23 protein-coding genes and 1 riboswitch (1 of these 24 running past the window's edge) are annotated in these 21206 nt (G+C 63.6%); of the genes, 9 read left to right on the forward strand and 14 right to left on the reverse strand.

Annotation, left to right across the window (positions count from 1 at the left end):
* Positions 1 to 469, reverse strand: partial view of an antibiotic biosynthesis monooxygenase gene (locus tag GQE99_RS12155; RefSeq protein ID WP_161351905.1) — the 5' portion only. 17 nt of this gene lie to the left of the window's left edge; 469 of the gene's 486 nt are visible here — the first part of the coding sequence; its start codon is at positions 467 to 469; its stop codon lies beyond the left edge, outside the window.
* Positions 470 to 945: 476 nt separating this feature from the next.
* Positions 946 to 1048, forward strand: a riboswitch (SAM-I-IV-variant riboswitch).
* A gap of 313 nt (positions 1049 to 1361) precedes the next feature.
* Here GQE99_RS12155 and GQE99_RS12160 point away from each other — a divergent pair.
* Positions 1362 to 1694 carry a hypothetical protein gene (locus tag GQE99_RS12160; protein ID WP_161351906.1) on the forward strand — a complete coding sequence of 111 codons (333 nt, stop codon included), beginning with the start codon at positions 1362 to 1364 and terminating at the stop codon, positions 1692 to 1694.
* On the opposite strand, the gene GQE99_RS12165 is transcribed toward GQE99_RS12160, so the two are convergent.
* The 3 genes from GQE99_RS12165 to GQE99_RS12175 all read right to left on the reverse strand — a co-directional run bounded on the left by GQE99_RS12165 (position 1691) and on the right by GQE99_RS12175 (position 3738).
* Entirely contained in the window at positions 1691 to 2230 is a 540-nt protein-coding gene (locus tag GQE99_RS12165; protein WP_161351907.1) for a recombinase family protein, read from the reverse strand. The genes GQE99_RS12160 and GQE99_RS12165 overlap by 4 nt on opposite strands.
* Before the next feature lie 583 nt (positions 2231 to 2813).
* Positions 2814 to 3338 (reverse strand): cupredoxin domain-containing protein, encoded by a 525-nt coding sequence (locus tag GQE99_RS12170; RefSeq protein ID WP_161351908.1) that lies wholly within the window; start codon positions 3336 to 3338, stop codon positions 2814 to 2816.
* A 58-nt stretch (positions 3339 to 3396) separates the two neighbouring features.
* Positions 3397 to 3738, reverse strand: a complete 342-nt coding sequence (locus GQE99_RS12175) for a hypothetical protein (protein ID WP_161351909.1) — start codon at positions 3736 to 3738, stop codon at positions 3397 to 3399.
* A 334-nt stretch (positions 3739 to 4072) separates the two neighbouring features.
* Here GQE99_RS12175 and GQE99_RS12180 point away from each other — a divergent pair, with 334 nt between their 5' ends.
* A complete protein-coding gene (locus tag GQE99_RS12180; RefSeq protein WP_161351910.1) occupies positions 4073 to 4468 on the forward strand; it encodes an EF-hand domain-containing protein in 396 nt (131 codons plus the stop codon).
* Positions 4469 to 4489: 21 nt separating this feature from the next.
* On the opposite strand, the gene GQE99_RS12185 is transcribed toward GQE99_RS12180, so the two are convergent.
* From GQE99_RS12185 to GQE99_RS12195, 3 genes are all read right to left on the reverse strand, one after another.
* The gene (locus GQE99_RS12185; protein WP_202530781.1) at positions 4490 to 5803 is read right to left on the reverse strand and encodes an APC family permease; all 1314 of its coding nucleotides are present in this window, start codon (positions 5801 to 5803) and stop codon (positions 4490 to 4492) included.
* Positions 5803 to 6483 carry a TVP38/TMEM64 family protein gene (locus GQE99_RS12190; protein ID WP_235917217.1) on the reverse strand — a complete coding sequence of 227 codons (681 nt, stop codon included), beginning with the start codon at positions 6481 to 6483 and terminating at the stop codon, positions 5803 to 5805. Before GQE99_RS12190 ends, GQE99_RS12185 begins: the two co-directional genes overlap by 1 nt.
* 89 nt (positions 6484 to 6572) lie before the next feature.
* Positions 6573 to 7541 carry a DMT family transporter gene (locus tag GQE99_RS12195; protein ID WP_161351912.1) on the reverse strand — a complete coding sequence of 323 codons (969 nt, stop codon included), beginning with the start codon at positions 7539 to 7541 and terminating at the stop codon, positions 6573 to 6575.
* A gap of 228 nt (positions 7542 to 7769) precedes the next feature.
* Here GQE99_RS12195 and GQE99_RS12200 point away from each other — a divergent pair, with 228 nt between their 5' ends.
* From GQE99_RS12200 to GQE99_RS12220, 5 genes are all read left to right on the forward strand, one after another.
* Positions 7770 to 8132 carry a hypothetical protein gene (locus GQE99_RS12200; protein WP_235917218.1) on the forward strand — a complete coding sequence of 121 codons (363 nt, stop codon included), beginning with the start codon at positions 7770 to 7772 and terminating at the stop codon, positions 8130 to 8132.
* Positions 8133 to 8291: 159 nt separating this feature from the next.
* Positions 8292 to 9356, forward strand: a complete 1065-nt coding sequence (locus GQE99_RS12205; RefSeq protein ID WP_202530783.1) for a YncE family protein — start codon at positions 8292 to 8294, stop codon at positions 9354 to 9356.
* A 121-nt stretch (positions 9357 to 9477) separates the two neighbouring features.
* A complete protein-coding gene (locus GQE99_RS12210; protein ID WP_456237986.1) occupies positions 9478 to 11751 on the forward strand; it encodes a copper-transporting P-type ATPase in 2274 nt (757 codons plus the stop codon).
* Between the two features lie 274 nt (positions 11752 to 12025).
* On the forward strand, positions 12026 to 12703 hold the full coding sequence (locus GQE99_RS12215; RefSeq protein WP_235917220.1) for a CBS domain-containing protein: 678 nt from the start codon (positions 12026 to 12028) through the stop codon (positions 12701 to 12703).
* A gap of 135 nt (positions 12704 to 12838) precedes the next feature.
* Entirely contained in the window at positions 12839 to 13168 is a 330-nt protein-coding gene (locus GQE99_RS12220; protein WP_202530785.1) for an SHOCT domain-containing protein, read from the forward strand.
* Between the two features lie 443 nt (positions 13169 to 13611).
* On the opposite strand, the gene GQE99_RS12225 is transcribed toward GQE99_RS12220, so the two are convergent.
* Positions 13612 to 14040 (reverse strand): MerR family transcriptional regulator, encoded by a 429-nt coding sequence (locus GQE99_RS12225; RefSeq protein ID WP_161351915.1) that lies wholly within the window; start codon positions 14038 to 14040, stop codon positions 13612 to 13614.
* A gap of 186 nt (positions 14041 to 14226) precedes the next feature.
* Here GQE99_RS12225 and GQE99_RS12230 point away from each other — a divergent pair, with 186 nt between their 5' ends.
* Both GQE99_RS12230 and GQE99_RS12235 read left to right on the forward strand, forming a co-directional pair.
* Complete coding sequence (locus GQE99_RS12230) at positions 14227 to 16494, forward strand: heavy metal translocating P-type ATPase (protein ID WP_161351916.1); 2268 nt, start codon at positions 14227 to 14229, stop codon at positions 16492 to 16494.
* Positions 16495 to 16507: 13 nt separating this feature from the next.
* On the forward strand, positions 16508 to 16975 hold the full coding sequence (locus GQE99_RS12235; protein WP_161351917.1) for a DUF411 domain-containing protein: 468 nt from the start codon (positions 16508 to 16510) through the stop codon (positions 16973 to 16975).
* Between the two features lie 28 nt (positions 16976 to 17003).
* On the opposite strand, the gene GQE99_RS12240 is transcribed toward GQE99_RS12235, so the two are convergent.
* Genes GQE99_RS12240 through GQE99_RS12265 form a run of 6 tightly spaced genes read right to left on the reverse strand, consistent with a single transcriptional unit; the run spans position 17004 to position 20986 of the window.
* The gene (locus GQE99_RS12240) at positions 17004 to 17429 is read right to left on the reverse strand and encodes a rhodanese-like domain-containing protein (protein WP_161351918.1); all 426 of its coding nucleotides are present in this window, start codon (positions 17427 to 17429) and stop codon (positions 17004 to 17006) included.
* Between the two features lie 30 nt (positions 17430 to 17459).
* Entirely contained in the window at positions 17460 to 17756 is a 297-nt protein-coding gene (locus GQE99_RS12245; RefSeq protein WP_202530787.1) for a rhodanese-like domain-containing protein, read from the reverse strand.
* The gene (locus GQE99_RS12250; RefSeq protein ID WP_161351919.1) at positions 17756 to 18109 is read right to left on the reverse strand and encodes a DsrE/DsrF/TusD sulfur relay family protein; all 354 of its coding nucleotides are present in this window, start codon (positions 18107 to 18109) and stop codon (positions 17756 to 17758) included. The genes GQE99_RS12245 and GQE99_RS12250 overlap by 1 nt, the downstream gene beginning before the upstream one ends.
* A gap of 9 nt (positions 18110 to 18118) precedes the next feature.
* Positions 18119 to 18838, reverse strand: coding sequence for a DUF1499 domain-containing protein (locus GQE99_RS12255; RefSeq protein WP_161351920.1), 720 nt, complete (start codon positions 18836 to 18838; stop codon positions 18119 to 18121).
* Positions 18831 to 20138, reverse strand: a complete 1308-nt coding sequence (locus GQE99_RS12260; RefSeq protein ID WP_161351921.1) for an MFS transporter — start codon at positions 20136 to 20138, stop codon at positions 18831 to 18833. Before GQE99_RS12260 ends, GQE99_RS12255 begins: the two co-directional genes overlap by 8 nt.
* The gene (locus GQE99_RS12265) at positions 20135 to 20986 is read right to left on the reverse strand and encodes a sterol desaturase family protein (protein WP_161351922.1); all 852 of its coding nucleotides are present in this window, start codon (positions 20984 to 20986) and stop codon (positions 20135 to 20137) included. The genes GQE99_RS12260 and GQE99_RS12265 overlap by 4 nt, the downstream gene beginning before the upstream one ends.
* Positions 20987 to 21206 lie beyond the last annotated feature (220 nt).

Below are 21206 nucleotides of genomic sequence, written 5' to 3' on the forward strand. Positions count from 1 at the left end.
AGGCTTGGGGAACGCGTGAGGTGAGCGGGGACAACACCGTCACCAGGACGATGAGGGCCGGATAGACCGCCAGAAGGCTGACGGCCCAACGCTTCCAGAACAGGGGTGGGCGTGGCGTGCTTGGGAGTGAGCCGACCGGTTCGAACCAGATATTTGCCCCGGCAGCCTGTTGACGTGAAACGTCCGTTATCGCCAAGGCCTCGATGTCGACCAAAGCGGCTGCGCGCTTCGGCGAGTTGCGCCACGCATCCAGCGCTGCGCTATCCCGGAATCTCACCACGACGTAGAAATCCGTACCCAATCCGCCCTCGCGGCGGATGACGTCGAGGCTCTTGAAGCCTTCTGTCTGAACAAGCGCCTCATTCAGCTTCTGAAGCAACTCCGCGCACCTGTCACCGTCGCGGTGCCGCACGCGAAGTGCCACCAGAAAGCTATTCTGGCGATCTTCAAGCAAACTTGCATCGACCATGTGGGCTGTCTCCAACTGAGCTTGAGCGTGTGTCTATCGTGAGACTGAGTCTATCGCCTCTTGTAGTGGACGGTCGCCCGGAGCGTAACAATTATCTTATATCTCTAAATTCATGCGTTGGAGCCTGATCGTTCGGTTCGGGCTCTCGCTGCGAAATGACGATGAAGTGCTTCATGACCGTTGGATTGACACTAGCCAGACGACCGTTCGGTACTGGTGGCATCGGATCGGTGAATGTTTGCTGCCAATGGAAGCCACCCTTAGTGGTAATTATTGCAGCTTTATTGAACGGCAGTCCTCAAAGGGGATGTTGGCATATCGGATGATTTTTCATAATGCCGCGAAGGGCTGGTTCGGGGAAGCTGCGCCGCAGCGATGGCACGCTTCGCGAATGTCCGGACAGGGCCGGAAGCAGACGCAGACTTGGTGTGCGCCAAGTGCCAACTTGCGTCGCCGTGACGGAGCGCGTAATCAATCACGTGCATCAAGAGCAGGGCCTTAGCCCTCGCCAACCTGCCCAACCAGGCAAGGTGGTCACCCGAAAGGGGATGCGGCCGGAGGGCAACGAAAGGGTTTCTCTATCCGCATCACGATCTTCTCGCCGGACGCGAATATGGAGGTCGATATGATTACGCGTAGGGAACTCTTCAAAACCTCGACAGCTGTTGTTGCGGCTGGTGTAGCTCAAACAGCAGAGCCGGCGCGCGGTAGCGTCCCGCTCCGTGCGGAGCCGAGGGTTCGCTGGCTGCATCCAATCCGCACCGCGGACAATCGTCTCTTGCTAAGGGGGGATGGACCGATCGAACCGCAACCGCTCATCCGGCCCGAGGTCTTGGACGCGGCATTTGGCGTCGGAACACATGCCCTACTAGTGCAGCCCGACCATTGGCGCATGATCGAGGCAGGGTGGTTCTACGGCGACGACTTGTTCCTGCCTCAGGCGCGGACTGATGCTGACCACGAGAACTGGATGTCTTTCCACCGTCCCGAGGTTGAAGCGCATGACATGCTTCTGGAGCTATTCGGCATGCGCGACTTTTGGCTATTCGGCGGACGCATGGAGGCCCTCGGCCTCACATTTGAGCGGCACCCAACTAGGCCACGATTCGTGACCGTCAAGCTGGACCAGGAAGGCTTGCTCTCGGGCCTGACCACAGCTGTTTCTGGTCTGACCGACTGGATCAAAATTGATCAGGTCGTCCGTCCGGAGGTTCGGGACGTCTAAACGCGACTGATGGTACTCGGTGAAACGTTGTAACTTCTTGCGATCTCTCTCACGCTTTCCCCTTTGGCCTTTCGGGCGCGCACCTCGGCCTGTTGATGCGGGGTCAGTTTGAATGGTCTACCCAAGCTCCGCCCTTCCGCTTTTGCGCGAGCACGACCTTCGGACGTTCTCGTCCGGATCAAGTCTCGTTCAAACTCCGCAATGCCGCCGAGAACGGTTAGCATCAGGCGCCCCGTTGGCGTCGTGGTGTCTGCCCAAGCGTCTGCCAAGGATCGGAACTGAGCTCCGGCTTCTGAAACACGCTCTACAATGTTCAAGAGATCCCGAGTGGACCGCGCCAGCCGATCTAACCGCGTTACGACAAGCGTATCTTCTGGCTTCAATTGACGCAGGCATGCCTCTAGCTGTCGCCGCTTCGCCTGTGCGCCACCAACCTTCTCGGTGAACACTTTCTCAGCGCCGGCGGCCTCGAGCGCGGATCGCTGACTGGCCAAGCTCTGGCTGTTCGTACTGACGCGTGCATACCCGTAGATCATGCCCAATATTTAGTGACGGACTTATGCAACAATCAAGGGTTTGAAATGGCTGGGCGTGATTTTTGTTTCAAAAGTCTTGATTTATGAAACGGACTTAAATACGGTAAAGTTCAATCTCGATTAAACGGGGAGTTGATTTTTCTGCTATGCAAATTTGGCTTTTGAACTTTAAGCAACCCGTTGGGGCGGATTAAACCTGCCACCAATGACGTGGTTCCAAATGACAAGAAGAAGATTTAAGGGGCCGTGGAGCGAACCTTTGCAGGTTGTGAAGCCGTAATTTCAATGGTGCGGCTAGTTTCATATGCGCGGTTCAATCATTAGGCCGTACTTAGCCTAATAACGTGCGTTCTTCGCGTCGGAACGATAAACGGCGCCTGCATCCGACGAGGCTTTTTTCCCATGTCGTGAAGCTCAAAGAGAGCGGCGCAGCGGATGAATAGGAAATTGTTGACTCGGCATCTCCACCCACGTTTGCCAGTACTTCGACGATTGTTATTGGAAGATAATCCTCAACCGCTCCGCTGTTGGCAGCCGCGCCGCCGCGATGATCCGACGGCGCAACCTTGTTTATACGGGAATATCAGCTTCCGGGCGCGCCGTGGGTTACCCGGAACGCGCCTTCCATGCCGGCCTCGCGGTGGCCCGGCACGTTGCAGGCGAAGCCGACTGCGCCCTCTTCGGGGAAGGTCCAGATAACCTCGGCCGTCTGACCCGGAGCGAGCAGGACGCTGTTGGGATCGTCGTGCATCATTCCGGCCTCTTCCATGCGCGCGTGACGGATCTCGCTCGTCGTGATCATGCCTTCACGCATCATGGTGTTCATCTCGTTTCGGTGACCGTCCCAGGTGGCGTCGGTCCCGATGTTGAACTCGTGAACGAACCGTCCGGTGTTGGTGACCACGAAGCGCACCGTCTCGCCGGGTTCGACGTCGATGGCTTCCGGATCGTATTTCATTTCGTCCATCGCCATCTCGATCGTGCGATCGACGTCGTCCGCGTGACCCGCCGCGCCGAAGCTGTCGTCGGTGCCGTGTCCGGGGCTTGCCAGAGCGAAGGCGGGCATGGTGGCGATGGCGCAGATGGCGCCGAAAGTCTTGATGTGCATGTGATGTCTCCTTGTCTGCACTGATCTTGAGGCGGGCGCGCAGCCCGCGAATGCCAGGTCAGGACAGGACGCGCGGCACGGGCGGGTCGGAGACGGGGATGGCGGCGGAGAGCCGCAGGTGGTGGAATGTCCGGCGCGCATGGCTGTGCGGCCGGACCCGCGCGGGTCCGGCAGGTTCGATGAACCAGACCTGGACCTGGCAATCGATGGTCGGATGGCAATGGGCGGCGTCTGTGGCTTCGGGCGCCACGTGGTCGTGGCCGCCATCCTGCGCTTCGGCGGCGCGATGGTCGGAGAGCAGGCCTTCGGCCGCGGCCGGGACGACCGGCGCCAGTGCCGTCACGAGGCAGAAAAGCACCACGAGCAGACGTGGCAACAGGCCCGCGCGCTGTTGCGCCATCGCCCGCATGCGGGGGGCGCCCGGGACTGCCCCAATGGCGGCTGGTTTGTGCATGCCTGCCTTGCTCATGCGTCCTGCTCGATCGCGAACGTCCTCTATGACGCCCGTCATGGTCAATGCCGTGTTCAGCTATAAGGTCCATCCTGTCGTCCCGAGTCACAAGGACTTGACCATGCGGCAGATTGACCTTCCAGCGCGGGAAGCTCCTAGCTGATGCGGCTGGGGCGGTCAAAACTCAGACCGGGACGCGCGCGAAAATTCGCTTCTGCAACGGGACCGCTGGATCGGTCCGAAAGGAGGATGCCTTGAAACGCAACATGGTTCGCACGNTATCATGAACGGCCCCGGGTTCGGCATGATGAACGGCCCGGGCTTCGGCATGATGATGGGGCCGGGGACGATGATGGGCCACGAGGACTTCGACGCCAACGGCGACGGGCGCGTCACCTTCGAGGAGATGGAGCAGGGCATGGAGGATCTCCAGGCCGAGTTCGATGTCGACGACAATGGCACCCTGTCCATCGAGGAGTTCGAAACGCTCTACTCCGAGATGATGCGCGACCACATGGTCGACATGTTCCAGGAGCTCGACGAGGACGGTGACGGCGAGGTCACGCTCGACGAGATGCACGAACCGGCGCGCATGTATGAACGGATGCGCCGCTACTGGTCCGACGACGGCCGGCCGGGGCGCATGATGGATGACAGCCCCATGATGGACGACGACTGAAGATCAGCGCCGCCACCGGTCTCAGTGTTGGTGGCGGTGTCCCCCTTGCCTCCGGGCGACCCGTTTCAGGAAGGCATGTTCAAAGGCGAATACAGCCGCCATGCCGGCCAGGCCCACCCAGACGATCAAGGGGTCGCTTTGCAGCTTCATCGCGGCGAAGGTGACCAGGACCACGGCATCGAGCGCGATGGCGGTGAGCAGGACCCAGCCGCGCGCGCCAACGTCCGCGCGCAGGTTGCGCCAGACACCCCAGTGGATCAGCATGTCCATCACCAGGTAGAAGAACGCCCCCAGCGATGCGATGCGCGACAGGTCGAAGAACAGGGTCAGGAGACCGGCGATGACCACGGTATAGACCAACGTGTGATCCTTGATCGTGCCCGCCATGCCGAAATGGCTGTGCGGAATCATCCGCATGTCGGTCAGCATCGCGAGCATGCGCGACACCGCGAAGATCGAAGCGATCAGGCCCGAGGCCGTGGCCACCAACGCGAGCGCAACGGTGAGGTAGAACCCGGTCTGCCCGAGCGCCGGACGCGCGGCTTCCGCCAGCGCGGAGTCCTTTGCCGCCACGATCTGTTCGAGCGGCAGACTGGAGCCGACGCCGAAGGCCACCAGCAGGTAGACCGCCGCGCAGATCAGGATCGAGATCAGGATCGCACGGCCCACGTTGCGGTGGGGCCGCGTGATCTCGGCCCCGCTGTTCGTGATGGTGGTGAACCCCTTGAACGCGAGGATCGACAGGGCGAGGGAAGCGATGAAGCCGCCCGCACCGGTCTGCGCCCCGCTGCCCGTGGCCTGGAACGAAATACCGCTCGCCCAGAGGGCGGCGCCCCCGAAGATGGCGATGCCTGTGACCTTGAGCACGGCCATGAGGATCGAAAGCAGCCCCACCGACCGGTTGCCGGCCACGTTCACGAGGTAGGCGAAGATGATGAGCGCGACGCCCAGGATCGGGACCAACGGGGCGGAAGGCTCCATCCCCAGGCCGCGCATCAGGTAGGTGCCGAAGGTCCGCGCGACGAGGCTTTCGTTGATCACCATCGAAAGCGCCATCAGGAGCGCGGCGCCTGCGGCCACCGTGGTCGGGCCATAGGCCTTGTGCAGGATCATCCCGATCCCCCCGGCCGAGGGATAGGCGTTCGACATCTTGATGTAGGTGTAAGCGCTGAAGCCGGTCACGAGCGCGCCGGCGATGAAGGCCAGCGGGAAGAGCGGGCCGGCCAGTTCGGCGATCTGTCCGGTCAGGGCGAAGATCCCCGCGCCGATCATCACTCCGGTGCCCATCGCGACCGCGCCGGCGAGTGTGATCGACCCTTGCTTGTATTCCGTCATCACGCGTCCTTTCCCCGATGCCCGCTGTGCAGCGCCGACCAGACCAGCGGCGCGCCCGTCGCGGCACCCAGCCCCAGAGCGAGCGCCCAGTCAACCGCGCCAAGTTCTCCGCGTGCCGCCTGTGTGCCGAGGTGCGCCAGGAGGAAGCTTGCAGGCGCGATACCCGCCAGGGTCGCCAAGGCGAAGCGCCAGGGCCTTATTTTGCTCAGCCCCGCGAGGTAACTGACAAGGTCGAATGAGATGAAAGGCAGCAGGCGGCTTGTGAAAACGATGAGCGTGAGCACGTTCTGCGAACCCAGAAGCCCCCGCTCGAGGCGCGCGCCCAGCAAGCGCTCCAACGCCTCGCGTCCCAGCATTCGGGCCAGGAGGAAGGCCAGGAGCGCGCCGGACTCGGCGCCCAGGATAACCCAGAGCGTGCCCCAGGTATGGCCATAGGCCGCACCGGCGGCCAGGGCGATCGGCGCGCTGGGGATCGGGCTGGCCACGATTGCGAGGGTCATCAGACCGACCACGACCAATGGTCCAGCAGGCCCCGCTCGCGCGACGACGCGCTCCAGCGTATCGCGATTCAGATCGCGCGCGATGTCGGGTGGACCCCAAAGGAGCCAGACGGCCAAAAGCCCCGCCATCAAGATGGCCAAAACGATGAGCATTTTTTTGAAAGTGGGAGCGCGATCCATATGCACTGCTAGCCCGAGTCCAACTGGGCCCGCAACGCCGTCCCGCCTCCAGAACGGCCGCGGCGGCTCCATGTGCAGGCCCTGACCGCTCAGCACGGCAAGGCGCAGTTGGCGCTTTCGTCGCCCGTCTCGGCGCGGCCCTGCCGGGTTTCCTTGATGCGATGCGCCCAGGTCACGAGACCGATGCTCGTGAAGACCAGCGCGAAACCGACCAGGTGGACCGGATGAAACGCATCCCCGAGCCAGATGTATGACAAGATCAGGGCGGCCGCCGGCATCGCGCTCATGTAGCCTGACGCCGTGCTTGGGGCCACCTGACTGAGACCACGGAACCAAACCAGGGTGCCTATCGCGAGCGGGCCCATACCCCAGACGACCAGCCCGAGCCACTGGTTGGCCGTGGGAGTGGAGAAGTCGAAACTGGTAGCTTGATAGAGGCCGGGGACCGCGAACAGCAGCACGGCAACCCACACGATCAACGGCAAGGCGATCACCGGGCGCAGGTCGCGGATCAGCTGTTTTCCGAGCAGCGAGTAGAGCGTTTGGCTCGCTACGGCGCCGAAGACAAGAAGACTGCCAAGGACGAGGTCCCAGCCGGAGGACTGGATGGATTGCCCCGACACGTTGATCACGAGCACACCGACGACGGCCAGCGTGACGGCCAGAATCTTCCGCCATCCCATGCTGTCATGCATGAAGAGCACGGCCGCCGTCGCCATGGCAGCAGGGCTCAGGCTCATCACGACGGAACCGACAACCCCGTTGACCCGCTGCATCCCCGTTAACAGGAACAGGGTGAAAGCGACGATGCCCACGCCACCAATGATGACGATCCTAATCCAGTCGCCACGGGCAATCTGTGGCAGACGCTTCCGATGAATCACGAGGAATGGGCTCAGGGCCAGCGCGGCGAATGTCAGTCGCAGGAACGGGCCGAGAAACATCGGAAAGCCCTCCGACACGACCTTGGCGGCCGGCGTGCCCGTGCCGAACAACGCCATTCCGGCGAAAAGCTGGGCGTAGATGATTAACTGGTTGCTTGACTTGCCTTCCGACATGCGTCCGATGCTAGGCTGTCACGCGGACAACTAGCAAGGTCACCTTCTGGACGGGGCTTTGTGCCTTCGAAGCGGCACCTGTCGACTTGGGAACCAGTGACCGGCCTTCCCCTTTCGGTCTGTCACGGGGGGCGAACCTTCGGCCACTTTGGGCGGCTCGAGTTATTGCCGTAACATTGACCTGCATCAAGGCAAGCGGATTGTGTTGTCGTAGTCTGACCGGCAGCAATGGAGAGTGATGTGCCTCAGAGTAGGTTGAAAGTGACAGGGTTCGACGCCCGCCGGATCGTGACGATCCTGGCGGTGTTCGCTTTCATCTTCGGCACGCTTCTGGATGTTCCTGCCGTGCATCCCGCGTCACACGATGCGCCGCATGCCAGTCAGGAACTGCACGCCACCCCGTTGCAGAGTGTCATCGTGGCGATCGCGGACAATCATTGCCAACAGAATGCCGGCTGCCACGCTGCCGTTCTGCCGGCTGGGGTTTCGCTCTCGTCCGCATCCTCGACGGGTTCTGCGCTGCCGCAGGACTATGTCGTAGCTGTTACCGAGCGCCCCATCGACGTATTCCATCCGCCGCGACGCGTTTGACAGCCGCCATCGGGCTTGTCCCGCCCGGTCTACAACGGAGCCCATTGGCACGCGAAAAACGTGCACGGGTTCGGTATCCAATACCCAATGCAAATCCCGCACATGGTGTCTGACGCTCGGTCGAATTGCGTGCGGAACATAGCCCAACGGAAATACCCCATGAAACACAATGTGATCGCAACCATCCTAAGCACTGCGTCTCTCGCGGCGCTTGCCGCCGGTGCGGGTGTCGCACAGACCGTCCATGTGCCCGAAGGCAGCGGCAACGCGGTCCGGGTGGTTGACGCGACTACCGGAGAAACTCTCCGCCGCATCGAAGGTGTGCAGGCGGTGCATGGTCTGGGCGGCGCCCCCGGTGTCCCCGTGCTGGTCGCTGGAAGCTTTGCCGAAATCGAGCGCGACGACGCGATTGCTGCTGAGAAGCCGGCCGGTGTGACGGCGGACGAGCACGCTGCGCATCACAAGAAGCCGGAACGCCCGATCGGTCCGGCCGATGCGGGGATAAGCTTGCTTACCGTGATCGATGCCGAGAGCGGGGAAATCCTGCGCCGCATCGAAGTGCCGGGCGCCGTGCATCACACCGAAGTGTCGCCGGACGGCCGCTTCGCCGTGGCGACACATCCCGCAGGCGGCGGCATTTCGGTCGTCGATCTCCATGCCACTATGGTGACCGCTTTCGTGCCAACGGGGAACATGCCGAACTACGCTGTTTTCGGCAGCGATCCGAGCATCGTCTATGTCTCTAACGCAGGCAACGGCACGGTCAGCGAGGTGGACCTGCACCGCAGCATCGTTCGGCGCAACATGGTCGCGGGTGAAATGCCGGAGCATATCACCATCGATCCCTCCGCCGGTGCGCTCTTTGTTGCGGACGCCGAGTCTGGCAGGGTGCTGGAAATCTCGCTCGAGAGCGGCGAGGCGGCCAGATCTTTCGACATCGGGGGCCAAATTCACGGTTTGGGCCTCGCTGAAGATGGTGCCCGGCTGATCGTGGCCGGGCGGGCCGAGGACAAACTGGTTTCGGTGGACCTTGCCGACGGCACGATGACCTCAGCGCCGCTTGGGCCCGAACCTTATCGTCTCACCCCCGTAGCGGGGACCGGCACATTCTTCGTCTCTTCGCGCGCCGAGCCAAAGGTCTGGATCGTGGACGCGGCAACGCTTGCGCCGACAGGCGAATTCTCTGTCGAGGGCGAGGGCCACCAGATGGTTGCGCTGCCCTGAACCATGACACGCGCGCCGGGGCGCCGCTGCGGCGGCCCGGATTTGAAACAGGAAAGAGAACATGAGCACGCACGACACCCAATCGACAGCCGAGGCCGACGCGGTGGTCTACACCTGTCCCATGCACCCCGAAATCCGCCAGGGTGGCCCGGGCGACTGCCCGAAATGCGGAATGCACCTCGTGCCCGAGGGCGAGGCGCAGGATCATTCCCACCATCACCAGCCGGCCGGTGCGGCCACGGGGCAATATGACACGGTGCCCGCGGGTTGGGACGGTCCGGTCTACACCTGCCCGATGCACGCCGAGGTGCGGCAGACGAAACCCGGTTCCTGCCCGCTCTGCGGCATGGGGCTGGAGCTGGAATCGGCGGCGATGGTGGACGAGGGGCCGAACCCCGAACTGGTCGACTTCACCCGGCGATTCTGGGTCGGCGCGGTGCTGACGGTGCCGCTTCTCGTGCTGACCATGGGGCCCTTCGTCGGCCTTGGCGGCGTGCGGGAGATCTTCGGGGAACGGGTCACGCTCTGGATCGAACTCGTCCTCGGCACTCCGGTCGTCCTGTGGTGCGGCTGGCCGTTCCTCAAGCGTGGCTGGAATTCGTTCCGCTCCATGAACCTCAACATGTTTTCGCTGATTTCCATGGGCGTCATGGCCGCATGGGTGTTCAGCGTGGTCGCGGTTCTGGCGCCGGGCATCTTCCCCGCGGGCTTTCGTGACGCCGAAGGCCACGTCGCCGTGTATTTCGAAGCCGCCGCGGTGATCGTCACGCTCGTCCTCCTGGGGCAAGTGATGGAGCTGCGGGCGCGCGAAGGCACGGGCAAGGCGATCCGCGCGCTCCTCGACCTTGCGGCCAAGACGGCGCGTGTGATCCGCGCGGATGGCACCGAGCAGGAGATCGCGCTGGAAGACGTGCAGGTCGGGGACCGCCTTCGGGTTCGGCCGGGCGACAAGGTCCCGGTCGATGGCACGGTCGTCGAGGGGCGTTCGTCGGTCGATGAAAGCATGATTTCGGGCGAGCCCGTGCCGGTCGAGAAGACCCCGGGCGATCCTGTCACCGGGGCGACCATAAACGGCACCGGCAGCCTCGTGATGGAAGCGACGCGCGTGGGCAGCGATACCATGCTCGCGCAGATCGTGGAGATGGTGGCGAACGCCCAGCGTTCCCGGGCGCCGATCCAGAAATACGCCGACAAGGTCGCGGGTATCTTCGTGCCCGCCGTCATCGGGGTCGCGGTTCTGGCCTTCATCGCCTGGGCGATCTGGGGGCCCGCGCCCGCGCTTGCCTATGCGCTGATCGCGGCGGTCTCGGTGCTCATCATCGCCTGCCCCTGTGCGCTGGGGCTCGCGACGCCGATGTCCATCATGACGGCCACGGGGCGGGGCGCGCAGGCGGGCGTCCTGATCAAGAATGCCGAGGCGCTGGAGCGGTTCGAGAAGGTCGACACCCTGATCGTCGACAAGACCGGCACGCTGACCGAGGGCAAGCCGCGGCTCGTCGCCGTGTTGCCCGAGCCGGGGCATGACGAGACCGAGGTTCTGCGCCTCGCCGCATCGCTCGAACGGGGTTCGGAACATCCACTGGCCGAAGCGATCGTGACGGGCGCCGAGGCGCGTGGCGTGAGCCTTGCGGACGCGTCGGACTTCGATGCGCTCACGGGCAAGGGCGTGATGGGCCGCGTCGATGGCCAGGCCGTGGCGCTGGGCAACCGCGCCCTTTTGGAAGAGCTGGGCCTCGACGCCGCTGCCCTGGCCGACCGTGCAAATGCCAGACGGGACGAGGGCGAAACGGTGATGTTCGTCGTGCTTGACGGTGCGGTGGCCGGCATGGTCAGCGTGGCCGACCCGGTGAAGGAGACCACGCCCGCCGCGCTCAAGGCGCTGCACGCGCTGGGCTTCCGCGTGATCATGGCAACCGGCGACAACGAGCGCACCGCGCGAGCCGTCGCCGCACGCCTCGGCATCGACGAGATCCGCGCCGATGTCCTGCCCGAGGACAAGGCGCGCATCATTCGCGAATTGCAGGAGCAGGGCCGCCAGGTCGCGATGGCCGGGGACGGGGTGAATGACGCCCCCGCGCTGGCACAGGCGGATGTCGGCGTGGCCATGGGCACCGGCGCGGACGTGGCGATCGAAAGCGCTGGCTTCACGCTGGTGAAGGGCGACCTCGACGGCATCGTGCGTGCGCGCAGGCTCAGCCGGGCGACGATGCGCAACATCCGGCAAAACCTGTTCTTCGCGCTGATCTACAACGCCGCCGGCGTGCCGATCGCGGCGGGCGTGCTCTATCCCTTCGCCGGCATCCTGATCAGCCCCATGTTCGCCGCCTTCGCGATGAGCGCTTCGTCGATCTCGGTCGTGCTGAACGCCCTGCGCCTGCGCGGTGCAAAGATTTGAGCCCGGCCGGGGCGGTCCTGCCGCCTCGGCCCATTCATTGGAGGAGGAGAAAACCATGAAAAGCCCATTTGGCAAATTGGCGGCGCCGGACCTGCCAATGCCTCCGTTCGAACGCGCCGCCTGCATGTGGCGCGGGACGCTGAAGGAACACGGCGAGGAAAGAGAGCATTCCGCGGATGAGTGAGCCCGTGGCGCCCGCGACGGCCGCACGGCACCAGGACCTCAGCCAGCAACTCGAATGAAGTGGAGCAACACGATGCAAGCCAAGGATATCATGACGACCGCTGTGATTACGGTGGCAGCGGACGAAAAGGTCGAAACCGCAACGGCGCTCATGCAGGAGCACCGCGTCAGTGGCCTGCCGGTGACCGACGCGCAGGATCGGATCGTCGGCGTGATCAGCGAAGGCGACCTGATCCGCCGTGTCGGGAACGATGACGGGACGCGCCGCTCCTGGTGGCTCGACCTGTTCACCGGGGTTGACGACTCCGCGCACGATTTCGTCAAGGCACGCAGCCACAAGGTGTCGGACGTGATGACGCCCGACGTGATCAGCGTCGAGGAAGACACCGCGGTGGTGGACATCGCGCGGATGCTCGAAAAGCACCGCATCAAACGCGTCCCGGTCGTGCGCGATGGCGTGGTCGTCGGCATCGTCAGCCGTGCCAACCTCCTCCACGCCCTGTCGACCGTCGGCGAGCGAACCCTGCCGGCGCCGAGCGAGGATGACCGCGAGATCCGCGAACGCGTCACCGCCGCGCTGGACGAGGTGCCCGGCATTTCGGCGCATCAGATCAACATCACGGTGGAGGACGGGAAGGTCACGCTCTGGGGCATCGCGGACAGCGATGCGCAAGAGGACGCGTGCAGGGTGGCGGTCGAGAACGTCCCGGGCGTCCGCATCGTCGACATGCACCTGGGCCGTCTACCGGGCTGGGCCTACGCGGAATGAAACGGCGGACGGCACGCACCGCCTTCGCCGCCCCTCTGCCGGTGAACGAGCACCTGGGCGAAAGTCCCGGGCCGCGTGCCGCGCGGAACGACGCTTAAGATTTCTGTAGAAACGGAGGAATATATGAAGAGAACGATGGCTTTCCTGGCGGCCTTGCCGCTTTCCACAAACGTCGCGGCGGCCCAAAGCACCGCTCCGACACAGACTTGGCCCGAATATTGGCATGGAGGATATGATCACATGATGTGGGGCAACGGATACGGCATGGCCGGCGGGTTGATGATGCTGGTGTTCTGGGGGGCGATCATCGCGTTGATCGTCTTTGCGGTCCGCTGGTTCGATGGCGGCAGCGGTTCGGCCCGTGCACAGCGCAAAGAAGCGCTGGACGTCCTTCGGCATCGTTTCGCGAAGGGCGAGATCGACGAGGATGAGTTTCGCACTCGCAAAGCTGCGCTCGAGGAATAATAACTGACAGGGTGTATGTGTATTGCGGAAGGCCTGGCGCGCGAAACGCCCAATGCCTTTCGCATCTCCCGTTCCGAGGCCAAGCTAGGAGGGCTGCCGATGGCCTTGTCAGACGAAATCGTTCCCGTAGGGTTAAAAAGTGGGAATTTCAGTGCTGGTCGTCTCCACATGATTGGTAAGAGTCAGGCAAATAAGTGAGTTTAGGTTTGACGCCGCTTTTGGTCAGCGGGCAGGGATAGGCACCACGCTTTTTTCTTTTTGACAGCACCGCATGCGGACTTTCAGAGAGCATAACGCCTAAGCTTTCGCGGGGTGGGTTTGCCGCGCCCACTAATGTTCGGCTTGGCGCGACACGATCTCGACACCTTGCCACCAGGACCAGATTGCGAAGCCGCCCGCGATCTCGGCAAGCGCGGCGAGCGGGTATATGACGGTGGCCTCCATCAGGCGCCGGGCCGGTCGTGATCGGCAAGGCACTCCTCGTGGTCTCTGAGGACCTCGAGGATGCGGCAGTCGGCCACGCGGTCGACGCTGCACTCGTTGATCATGCGTTTCAGTTCGAGCCGGAGGGCTTCAAGCCGGGCAATGCGCGCCTCGACCTCGCGAAGCTGCCTTTGGGCGACCGCATCCACTTGCGCGCAGGAACGTTCGGGCGTGTCCGAAAGGTCAAGGAGCTCCCGGATCGCATCCAGTGAGAAGCCCAGTTGCCGGGCGTGCCGGATGAAGGCCAACCGATCGAGGCCCTCGTCGCCATAGCGGCGTTGGCCGCCCGCGCTCCGGTCGGGCTCAGGCATGAGGCCGATCTGTTCGTAGTAGCGGATCGTCTGCACGTTGGTGCCTGTCCGTTTTGCAAGCATACCGATGGAAAGCATGAACCCATCCTTCTATTTCTACAGTGACTTTATGTTTTTCGATGGGCAGGGGGCAAGCGCGAGTCGATCGTCGAAAACGTCAAGGCGCCTGCCATCGCCATTGAGAAAATCCACTCCAAGCCTTGAACCTATAGTCGCTGTAGGTCGTATATCGAGAGCCGATCGGGAATCACGGCGGAGCACATCATGGTGGATGGAGATGCAGCTCAGCGCGAATGGCGCGTGACGGGCATGGATTGCGGCTCCTGTGCCGCCAAGGTGCGCGGCGCGGTGGAGCGCATACCCGGGGTCGCGGAGGTCGATGTCGCGTTGATGGCCGAGCGACTGCGCCTGACACTGGACGAAACCAAGGCGTCGCCCGAGGCCGTTGAGAAGGCCGTGCGCGGGGTCGGGTTCGGCATCGCGCCCAAGGGGGCGATGCCCGAGAAGCCAAAAGGCGGCTTCGTGCTGCCGGACGGCGCGTTGCCCGACCCATCGCCCGCTGACGATGACGCGGAAGCAGAACAGGAAACGCCCGAGGCACCGGCCCCAAAATGGTATGGCTCCTCGAAGGGCAGGCTTGTCATTTGCACCGGTGCATTGCTCGCCTTAGCCTGGGCGGTCCGCCTCGCGTTTTCAGGCGAAATCTCGCATTGGGCTTTCGTTCTCGCCACTTTGATTGGGCTGGTCCCGGTGGCCCGGCGTGCTTTCGCGATGGCCCGGGCGCGGATGCCCTTCACGATCGAGATGCTGATGACCTTCGCCGCTGGCGGGGCTCTTGTTATCGGAGAGTCGGAAGAGGCCGCGCTGGTCGTCTTCCTTTTCGCGGTTGGCGAACTGTTGGAGGGCGTGTCGGCCAGCAAGGCGCGCGACAGCATTCGCGCGCTGTCGAAGCTGGTGCCGAAGACCGCGCGGCTCGAAGTGGGTGCCAAGACGCGCAAGATCCCGGCCGAGAAGCTCCAGGTCGGCCAGGTCGTTCAGATCCGTCCTGGTGATCGGATTCCTTGCGACGGCGAAGTGGTCGGCGGCACCTCAGGCGTCGATGAAAGCCCGGTGACCGGGGAAAGTGTGCCCCGCCTCAAGGAGCCGGGTGCGGCGGTCTTCGCCGGATCGATCAACGCCGAGGCGCTTCTGCGCGTGCGAGTCACGAAGGCGGCTGAGGACAATACCATTGCCCGAATTGTCCGCCTCGTCGAAGAGGCTGAGAGCGCGCGTGCCCCGACCGAGCGGTTCATCGATCGGTTCAGCCGGGTCTACATGCCCGCCGTGGTCGGTGCCGCTTTGCTTGTGGCACTCGTTCCCCCGCTGACCTACGGTTTGGCCTGGGGCGAATGGATCTATCGTGCGTTGGCGCTGCTGCTGATCGGCTGTCCCTGCGCGCTGGTGATCTCGGTGCCGGCGTCCATCACGTCGGCACTCTCGACCGGGGCGCGCAACGGCCTGTTGATGAAAGGCGGCGCGGTGATCGAGGCGGCGGCGCGCACCACTCATGTCGCCTTCGACAAGACCGGGACGCTGACGCATGGCAAGCCTCGCGTGACGGACGTCGTGGTCTTGAAGGGCGACGAAGGCGACTTGTTGTCTCTTGCCGCCGGCGTCGAGAGCGGCACGAGCCATCCCCTCGCACAGGAGATCTGTGCGGAAGCAGATCGGAAAGGCGTCACGGTGGCCCCGACGACCGGCAGCCGCGCGCTGCCCGGCCAAGGGGCGGAGGCTTTGATCGATGGCATGACGATATGCGTCGGCTCGCCGCGGCTCGCAGAGGATCGTGGCGCCCTCACCGGCGGCGTGCGGAGCCACGTGGCGGCTCTGGAATCTGAGGGCAAGACTGTGGTCATCGTGCTGCGCGACGATGTGCCCCAAGGTCTTCTCGCGCTGCGAGACGAGCCGCGTGCCGATGCGGCGGACGCTGTTGCGCAGCTTCGCGACCTCGGCATCACCGCGGTCATGCTGACCGGGGACAATCCGCGCACGGCCCAGGCCATCGCCGAAGGCATCGGGATCGAACATCGCTCCGAACTCATGCCCGAAGACAAGGTCGCAGCCATCCGCGACCTCGCCTCAGACGCGCGCGTGATGATGATCGGGGACGGAATTAACGACGCGCCTGCGCTCGCAGCGGCGCATGTCGGCGTCGCGATGGGCTCGGGCACGGATGTTGCGCTGGAGACGGCCGATGCGGCGATCCTGCGCAATCGCGTGAGTGATGCGGCCGGCAAAATCCGCCTTGCCCGCGCGACGATGACAAACATCCGCCAGAACATCGCGATAGCGTTGGGCCTCAAGGCAGTGTTCCTTGTGACCACCGTGCTCGGGATCACCGGCCTCTGGATCGCGATCCTTGCAGATACCGGCGCCACGGTGCTCGTCACGATGAACGCATTGCGGCTCCTCTTGTTCCGCCCGACCGGCTTGGCGGCAGCACCCACAACCATACGCCGCGCCCCACTCGCGACCGCGCCTGTCATACATTGAAAAGGAGACAACGATGACACTCACCCGCCGCACCATGATGTTCTCTTTCGCAGGCTTCTCCGCCGCGGTTCCATTCGCAGGAATGGCCCAGGATGGCCCCGAGATACACGTGCTGAAGGATCCCAACTGCGGATGTTGCACCTCCTGGATCGAGATTCTCCGGGATGACGGCTTCACGGTCACGACCGAGCCCAGCTTCGGCACCGCGCTGATCCGGCACAAGCTCGACAACGGTATTCCCCAGAACATGGTGTCCTGTCATACCGGCGAAATCGAGGGCTACATGATTGAAGGCCATGTGCCGGCCGCCGACATCCGAAGGCTCCTTGTGGAACGTCCCGATGGCGTCGGGCTGGCGGTGCCCGGGATGCCCTACGGGTCACCCGGCATGGGACCCGAAGACGAGCGTGAAGGCTATGACGTATTCCTGATCCGCGAAAACGGCACCACTGAGGTGTTCACGCGCTACGAAGCCGCGTGACGCTGAAGCTTCAATGCGGTGTGCCGGGTCAGGGGCGGTAAGCTGCGTCCTGCTGCCAACCGGTCAGGCCGGTCTGCATCACCACGACGTTCGATCGTCCGGCGACACGCAAGGCAAAGGCAGCTTGGGCGGACAGGCTGCCAGTGTTGCAGAAAAGGATGGTCATACTGTCCTCGGGGATCTCGTCGATCCGGTCGAGCACTTCGCGCCACTCGATGTTGACGGCGCCAGGGATCGTGCCTTCCTCGAACTGGCCAGCGTCGCGCGTGTCGACAAACAGCGCGGTCTCGAAGACGTCTTTGTCGATCTGCTGGGGAAGGATGATCCCGGCCTCGTAGTCCGAGAACATCATGTATTCCTGCATGGCGTCGATGGCCGCGTCCTGCGCCCACACCGGCACAGCGTGTGTTGCGATCGTCAGGCTTGTCACAGCCAAAAGGTGTTTAAGGGTCATCCGGGGATCCTCCGTCCGGTTATTGATCATTCAAGTGTTCTGCGCGAGCCAACCGGTCGTGCCGCCTTCCAGCCACAGGGCATCCGGGCGCCCGAGATTGCACAGCATGTCGGCTCCTTCGGCAGATCGACCGCCACCCTTGCCGCAGATCGTCACGGGCTTCGTGCCTGGCGGGAGTTTATCCCTCCGAGCTTCAAGATCAGACAGCGGAATGTGCACGGCACCCGCAACGTGTGCGGCGGCGTAGTCTTCCGCGTCGCGCACATCGATCAGGTGGAAGCGATCCGGGTTGGCAGACAAGGCGGCGAGCGCGAGCATTTCAGCCATCAGAACACCAACACCTTGTCCGCGGAGAGCGTCGCCTGCGTGAGCTCGTCCATTGCCGAACGCCTCGGCCCCTCCATTATGTCGGTCTCGGTCAGGCCGCGCGCATCCATGCAGGTGCCGCACATCAGGACACGGCCCTTCGCGGTGAGCACCCGGTGGAGCATGCGCTCGAGATTGGTGTAGCCCTCTGGTGTTTTTTGCCCTTTCTTTGCACAGAGCGCCGCGTCGGTCAGCGCGATGCCGGTGATGTCCGCTTCAGCGTCATCTTTGGCCAATGCGTGAGCCATGCGCAGGCCGTTGAAGCTGCGTCCGGTGCCATAGGGCGGGTCGTTCAGCAGGATCAGGTGTTTCATGACTGGTCCTCAGTTGCCTATGCGCGTTGCGAGGTCGGCGAGGTATGCTTCGATGCGCCGCGCGTTGGCGCCGCGGTCGATCTGGCCGAGGCGGGAACGCGAGCGTATGTCAATTCGGGCGCCGGTGGCTGTCTCGGTGATGCGGACCGCCACCTCGTCCTCGAAGCCGAACAGGCGGCTCCTGGCAATGGCCTCGATCTGGCTTTCGGCCGGGTCGGCTGAGAGGACCTCCCAGCCTCGATCTTCGGCGAGGCCGAGCGCCGCGACGAAGGCCGCATCGACGGGCACGTCCACTTCCAAAGGCTGGACCTCCGGGTAAGCTGCACGCTGTGGGCCGGCATTCCGTGCCGGATATTCACTTGGCGTAGCGGTGAACCAGAACACGGGCGGATCTTCAGTGTCGGTCGAAACGTCGTTGATGGGCGGCGTCGTGCGCGCGGCGATCTCGAAGACGGCACCGACACCTGCGACGGGCAGGGACAGGACCAGCCCCAGCAGGATCACTGCGGCGCCTCCCTGCCGGCGCCGAAACCATACGAACAGGCCAGCCGCGGAGACCAGGACGCCCGCGACGGCCGACCAAGCGCCCCAGCCAGCGAGATCGTAGGCCCTTGGCCACGGCCAGCCGCCCGACCGGAAGCCCCAGACCGATATGGCGAGCAGCAAAATTGACACGATGCCGAGAAGAACGGAAATGAGACCGATACGGCGGGCAAGGAAATCAGACATCGGGGTTCTCCGAATTGGCAGGGTTCAAGCGCGGGTGCGTTTCCTCGGAGAGCCAGAACAGCAAGGCGCCGGATATGAACATCGAGATGGCAACGAACCAGAAGGCGGCCTCTGCTGCCCCGACGAGGCTGGCGGCAAGCCCGAGGCCGAGCGCGCCGATTGCGTAACCGAGGTCACGCCAGAACCGGTAGATCCCGATGGCCGAGCCGCGCCAGGCGGGCGGGGTGATATCGGCCACGGCCGCCGATAGGTTCGGATAAAGGAGCGCCATGCCGAAGCCTGCCACGCCGGCCGAGACGGACCACCAGAACGCACCGGTGCCCAGCACGACCATCGCCACGCCGGCGCCGCTGATCCACATGCCGATCACATTGGGCCAGAAACGGCCCACATGGTCCGACAGCCGCCCCGTGAAGAGCTGCGAGCCGCCCCATACAAAGCCGTAGACGCCGACGATCCAGCCGATTTCGGTCAGGCTGGCGCCTTGGGTGATGAGAAATGCGGGGAATAGGGCCCAGACGAGGGCGTCCACGAATTTCTCGACCAGGCCCGCTTGGCTGATCGCGAAGAGCCGCTTGTCACGCCAACTCATCAACGCGAACACTTCGCCCGTCGTGGGATGTTCCGGGAGGCCCCGGGGATAGCGTGGCGGATTCTTCGGCGGTGCGGCCTTGTGGGCGGCGCTCTCGGCCTTCGCCCAGGGTAGGGTGTCCTTCACCCAGGCCACCGTCAGAACAAGCGCCACCAGGATCACCGCGATGCCGAAGACAAGAAGCCCGGTGCGCGCACCGAGCCACTCTGCGGCGTAGGCGGTGAGGATGCCGGCGAGGGCAACGCCGACATAGCCGGAGAATTCGTTGAGCCCCATTGTCAGCCCCCGCTCCTCTGCACGCGTAATGTCGAGCTTCGCCGTCTGGGTCATCGACCAGCACAGACCCTGGTTCACGCCGAGCAACACGGTGGCCGCGACGATCCAGCTCCAATCGGGTGCCGCCCAGATGATCACCGGGATCGGTAGCGCCACGACCCAACCCCAGAACAGCACGCGCTTGCGACCGATGTGTTCCGACCAGCGGCCAGCGACGAAGTTCATCACGGCCTTCACCGCCCCGAAGGCCACAACGAAAGAGGCCAGCAACAAGAACGAACCGCGCTCGAGCCCGAACTCGGATTCGGCCATGGCGGGGATCACCGTTCGGGTCATCCCGATGGCAAAGCCGACCAGCATCACCTGGGTGAGCTGGTGCGCGACCTGGTCGGCGTTTTCGCGAAGGCCATGCTTGAGGGTGTCGCTGGTCATTCGAGAGGGTCCTTTGTTGTGCTCGTATCGAGTGCGCCACCTCGCGCCGGCCCACTAAGGGGTTGGACCAGCATGCGGTCCAACCAGAGGTCGCGGCGCGTCCTGAACTGTCCGAGACCGATCTCCATCGCCTTGTGCCCTTTGGCGGGCTGCGCCACGTATGTCCCGAGGAGCCGATCCCACCATGGGATGTTAAAGCCGAAGTTCGAGTTGGTTTCTCGGGGCTCGGTGGAGTGGTGGACGCGGTGCATGTCCGGAGTGACCACGAACAGGCGCACTACCTGGTCCACCGGTCGAGGCAGGTCGATGTTGGCGTGATTGAAGAGCGCCGTTGCGTTCAGGATCACTTCGAAGAGGAGCACCGCGACGGCAGGCGGGCCCAGTGCCGCAACCACCGCGAGCTTGATGCCCATTGAGATCAAGATTTCGACGGGATGAAACCGCAGGCCTGTCGTCGCGTCGAAGTCGAGATCTGCATGATGCATGCGGTGCAGCCGCCAGAGCGCGGGCACCGCGTGGAACATCACATGCTGGAGGTAGATTGCCAGGTCGAGGAGGAGCATCGAGACCACGATGGCAACCCAAAAGGGCGCTTCGATGTTGTTGAACAGGCCCCAGCCGCGCTCTTCCGCCAATACAGCCAAGCCGACAGCGACGATTGGAAAGGTGAGCCGCAGGATGACGGTGTCAAGCACCACGAGCGCGACGTTGTTCGTCCAGCGAATGACGCGTGGGATGTCCCGACGCCGGCGTGGGGCCGCAACCTCCCATAACGCCATGGTCACGAGAACGCTCAGAAAGGCGGCAAGCCGGATCGTGGGTTCAGCGGCAAGGATCGTCTCGGACATTGGGGGCTCGACCTTCGGGGTTGTGGGGCGCGCTGAAATCGCTATCATTCAAATTATCACTTGATTGATATATCCACAGGAGGCACACGGTGTCAATCAGCCCAAAAACCGCGCTTCTCGAAGAATTCGTGTGAACCGGCATGCAAGATTGACCCCTGTATTGGGGTAATCGGCGTCCAAAAGTGACCCCCCTGATATTTCTGTTCAGAAGCTTCCTCAA

It is taken from the genome of Maritimibacter harenae, assembly GCF_009882975.1.
GTDB classification, from domain to species: Bacteria; Pseudomonadota; Alphaproteobacteria; order Rhodobacterales; family Rhodobacteraceae; genus Maritimibacter; species Maritimibacter harenae.

Excerpts from the sequence above, each read along its gene's own strand:
- GQE99_RS12180 (WP_161351910.1), top strand. The coding sequence starts at position 4,073 with ATGAACGGCCCCGGGTTCGGCATGATGAACGGCCCGGGCTTCGGCATG.
- GQE99_RS12215 (WP_235917220.1), top strand. The coding sequence starts at position 12,026 with ATGACGACCGCTGTGATTACGGTGGCAGCGGACGAAAAGGTCGAAACC.
- GQE99_RS12205 (WP_202530783.1), top strand. The coding sequence starts at position 8,292 with ATGAAACACAATGTGATCGCAACCATCCTAAGCACTGCGTCTCTCGCG.
- GQE99_RS12255 (WP_161351920.1), bottom strand. The coding sequence starts at position 18,838 with ATGTCTGATTTCCTTGCCCGCCGTATCGGTCTCATTTCCGTTCTTCTC.
- GQE99_RS12220 (WP_202530785.1), top strand. The coding sequence starts at position 12,839 with ATGGCTTTCCTGGCGGCCTTGCCGCTTTCCACAAACGTCGCGGCGGCC.
- GQE99_RS12230 (WP_161351916.1), top strand. The coding sequence starts at position 14,227 with ATGGTGGATGGAGATGCAGCTCAGCGCGAATGGCGCGTGACGGGCATG.
- GQE99_RS12260 (WP_161351921.1), bottom strand. The coding sequence starts at position 20,138 with ATGACCAGCGACACCCTCAAGCATGGCCTTCGCGAAAACGCCGACCAG.
- GQE99_RS12235 (WP_161351917.1), top strand. The coding sequence starts at position 16,508 with ATGACACTCACCCGCCGCACCATGATGTTCTCTTTCGCAGGCTTCTCC.
- GQE99_RS12225 (WP_161351915.1), bottom strand. The coding sequence starts at position 14,040 with ATGCTTTCCATCGGTATGCTTGCAAAACGGACAGGCACCAACGTGCAG.
- GQE99_RS12210 (WP_456237986.1), top strand. The coding sequence starts at position 9,478 with ATGCACCCCGAAATCCGCCAGGGTGGCCCGGGCGACTGCCCGAAATGC.
- GQE99_RS12200 (WP_235917218.1), top strand. The coding sequence starts at position 7,770 with ATGGAGAGTGATGTGCCTCAGAGTAGGTTGAAAGTGACAGGGTTCGAC.
- GQE99_RS12175 (WP_161351909.1), bottom strand. The coding sequence starts at position 3,738 with ATGGCGCAACAGCGCGCGGGCCTGTTGCCACGTCTGCTCGTGGTGCTT.
- GQE99_RS12190 (WP_235917217.1), bottom strand. The coding sequence starts at position 6,483 with ATGGATCGCGCTCCCACTTTCAAAAAAATGCTCATCGTTTTGGCCATC.
- GQE99_RS12240 (WP_161351918.1), bottom strand. The coding sequence starts at position 17,429 with ATGACCCTTAAACACCTTTTGGCTGTGACAAGCCTGACGATCGCAACA.
- GQE99_RS12185 (WP_202530781.1), bottom strand. The coding sequence starts at position 5,803 with ATGACGGAATACAAGCAAGGGTCGATCACACTCGCCGGCGCGGTCGCG.
- GQE99_RS12250 (WP_161351919.1), bottom strand. The coding sequence starts at position 18,109 with ATGAAACACCTGATCCTGCTGAACGACCCGCCCTATGGCACCGGACGC.
- GQE99_RS12170 (WP_161351908.1), bottom strand. The coding sequence starts at position 3,338 with ATGCACATCAAGACTTTCGGCGCCATCTGCGCCATCGCCACCATGCCC.
- GQE99_RS12245 (WP_202530787.1), bottom strand. The coding sequence starts at position 17,756 with ATGGCTGAAATGCTCGCGCTCGCCGCCTTGTCTGCCAACCCGGATCGC.
- GQE99_RS12195 (WP_161351912.1), bottom strand. The coding sequence starts at position 7,541 with ATGTCGGAAGGCAAGTCAAGCAACCAGTTAATCATCTACGCCCAGCTT.
- GQE99_RS12165 (WP_161351907.1), bottom strand. The coding sequence starts at position 2,230 with ATGATCTACGGGTATGCACGCGTCAGTACGAACAGCCAGAGCTTGGCC.
- GQE99_RS12160 (WP_161351906.1), top strand. The coding sequence starts at position 1,362 with ATGATCGAGGCAGGGTGGTTCTACGGCGACGACTTGTTCCTGCCTCAG.
- GQE99_RS12265 (WP_161351922.1), bottom strand. The coding sequence starts at position 20,986 with ATGTCCGAGACGATCCTTGCCGCTGAACCCACGATCCGGCTTGCCGCC.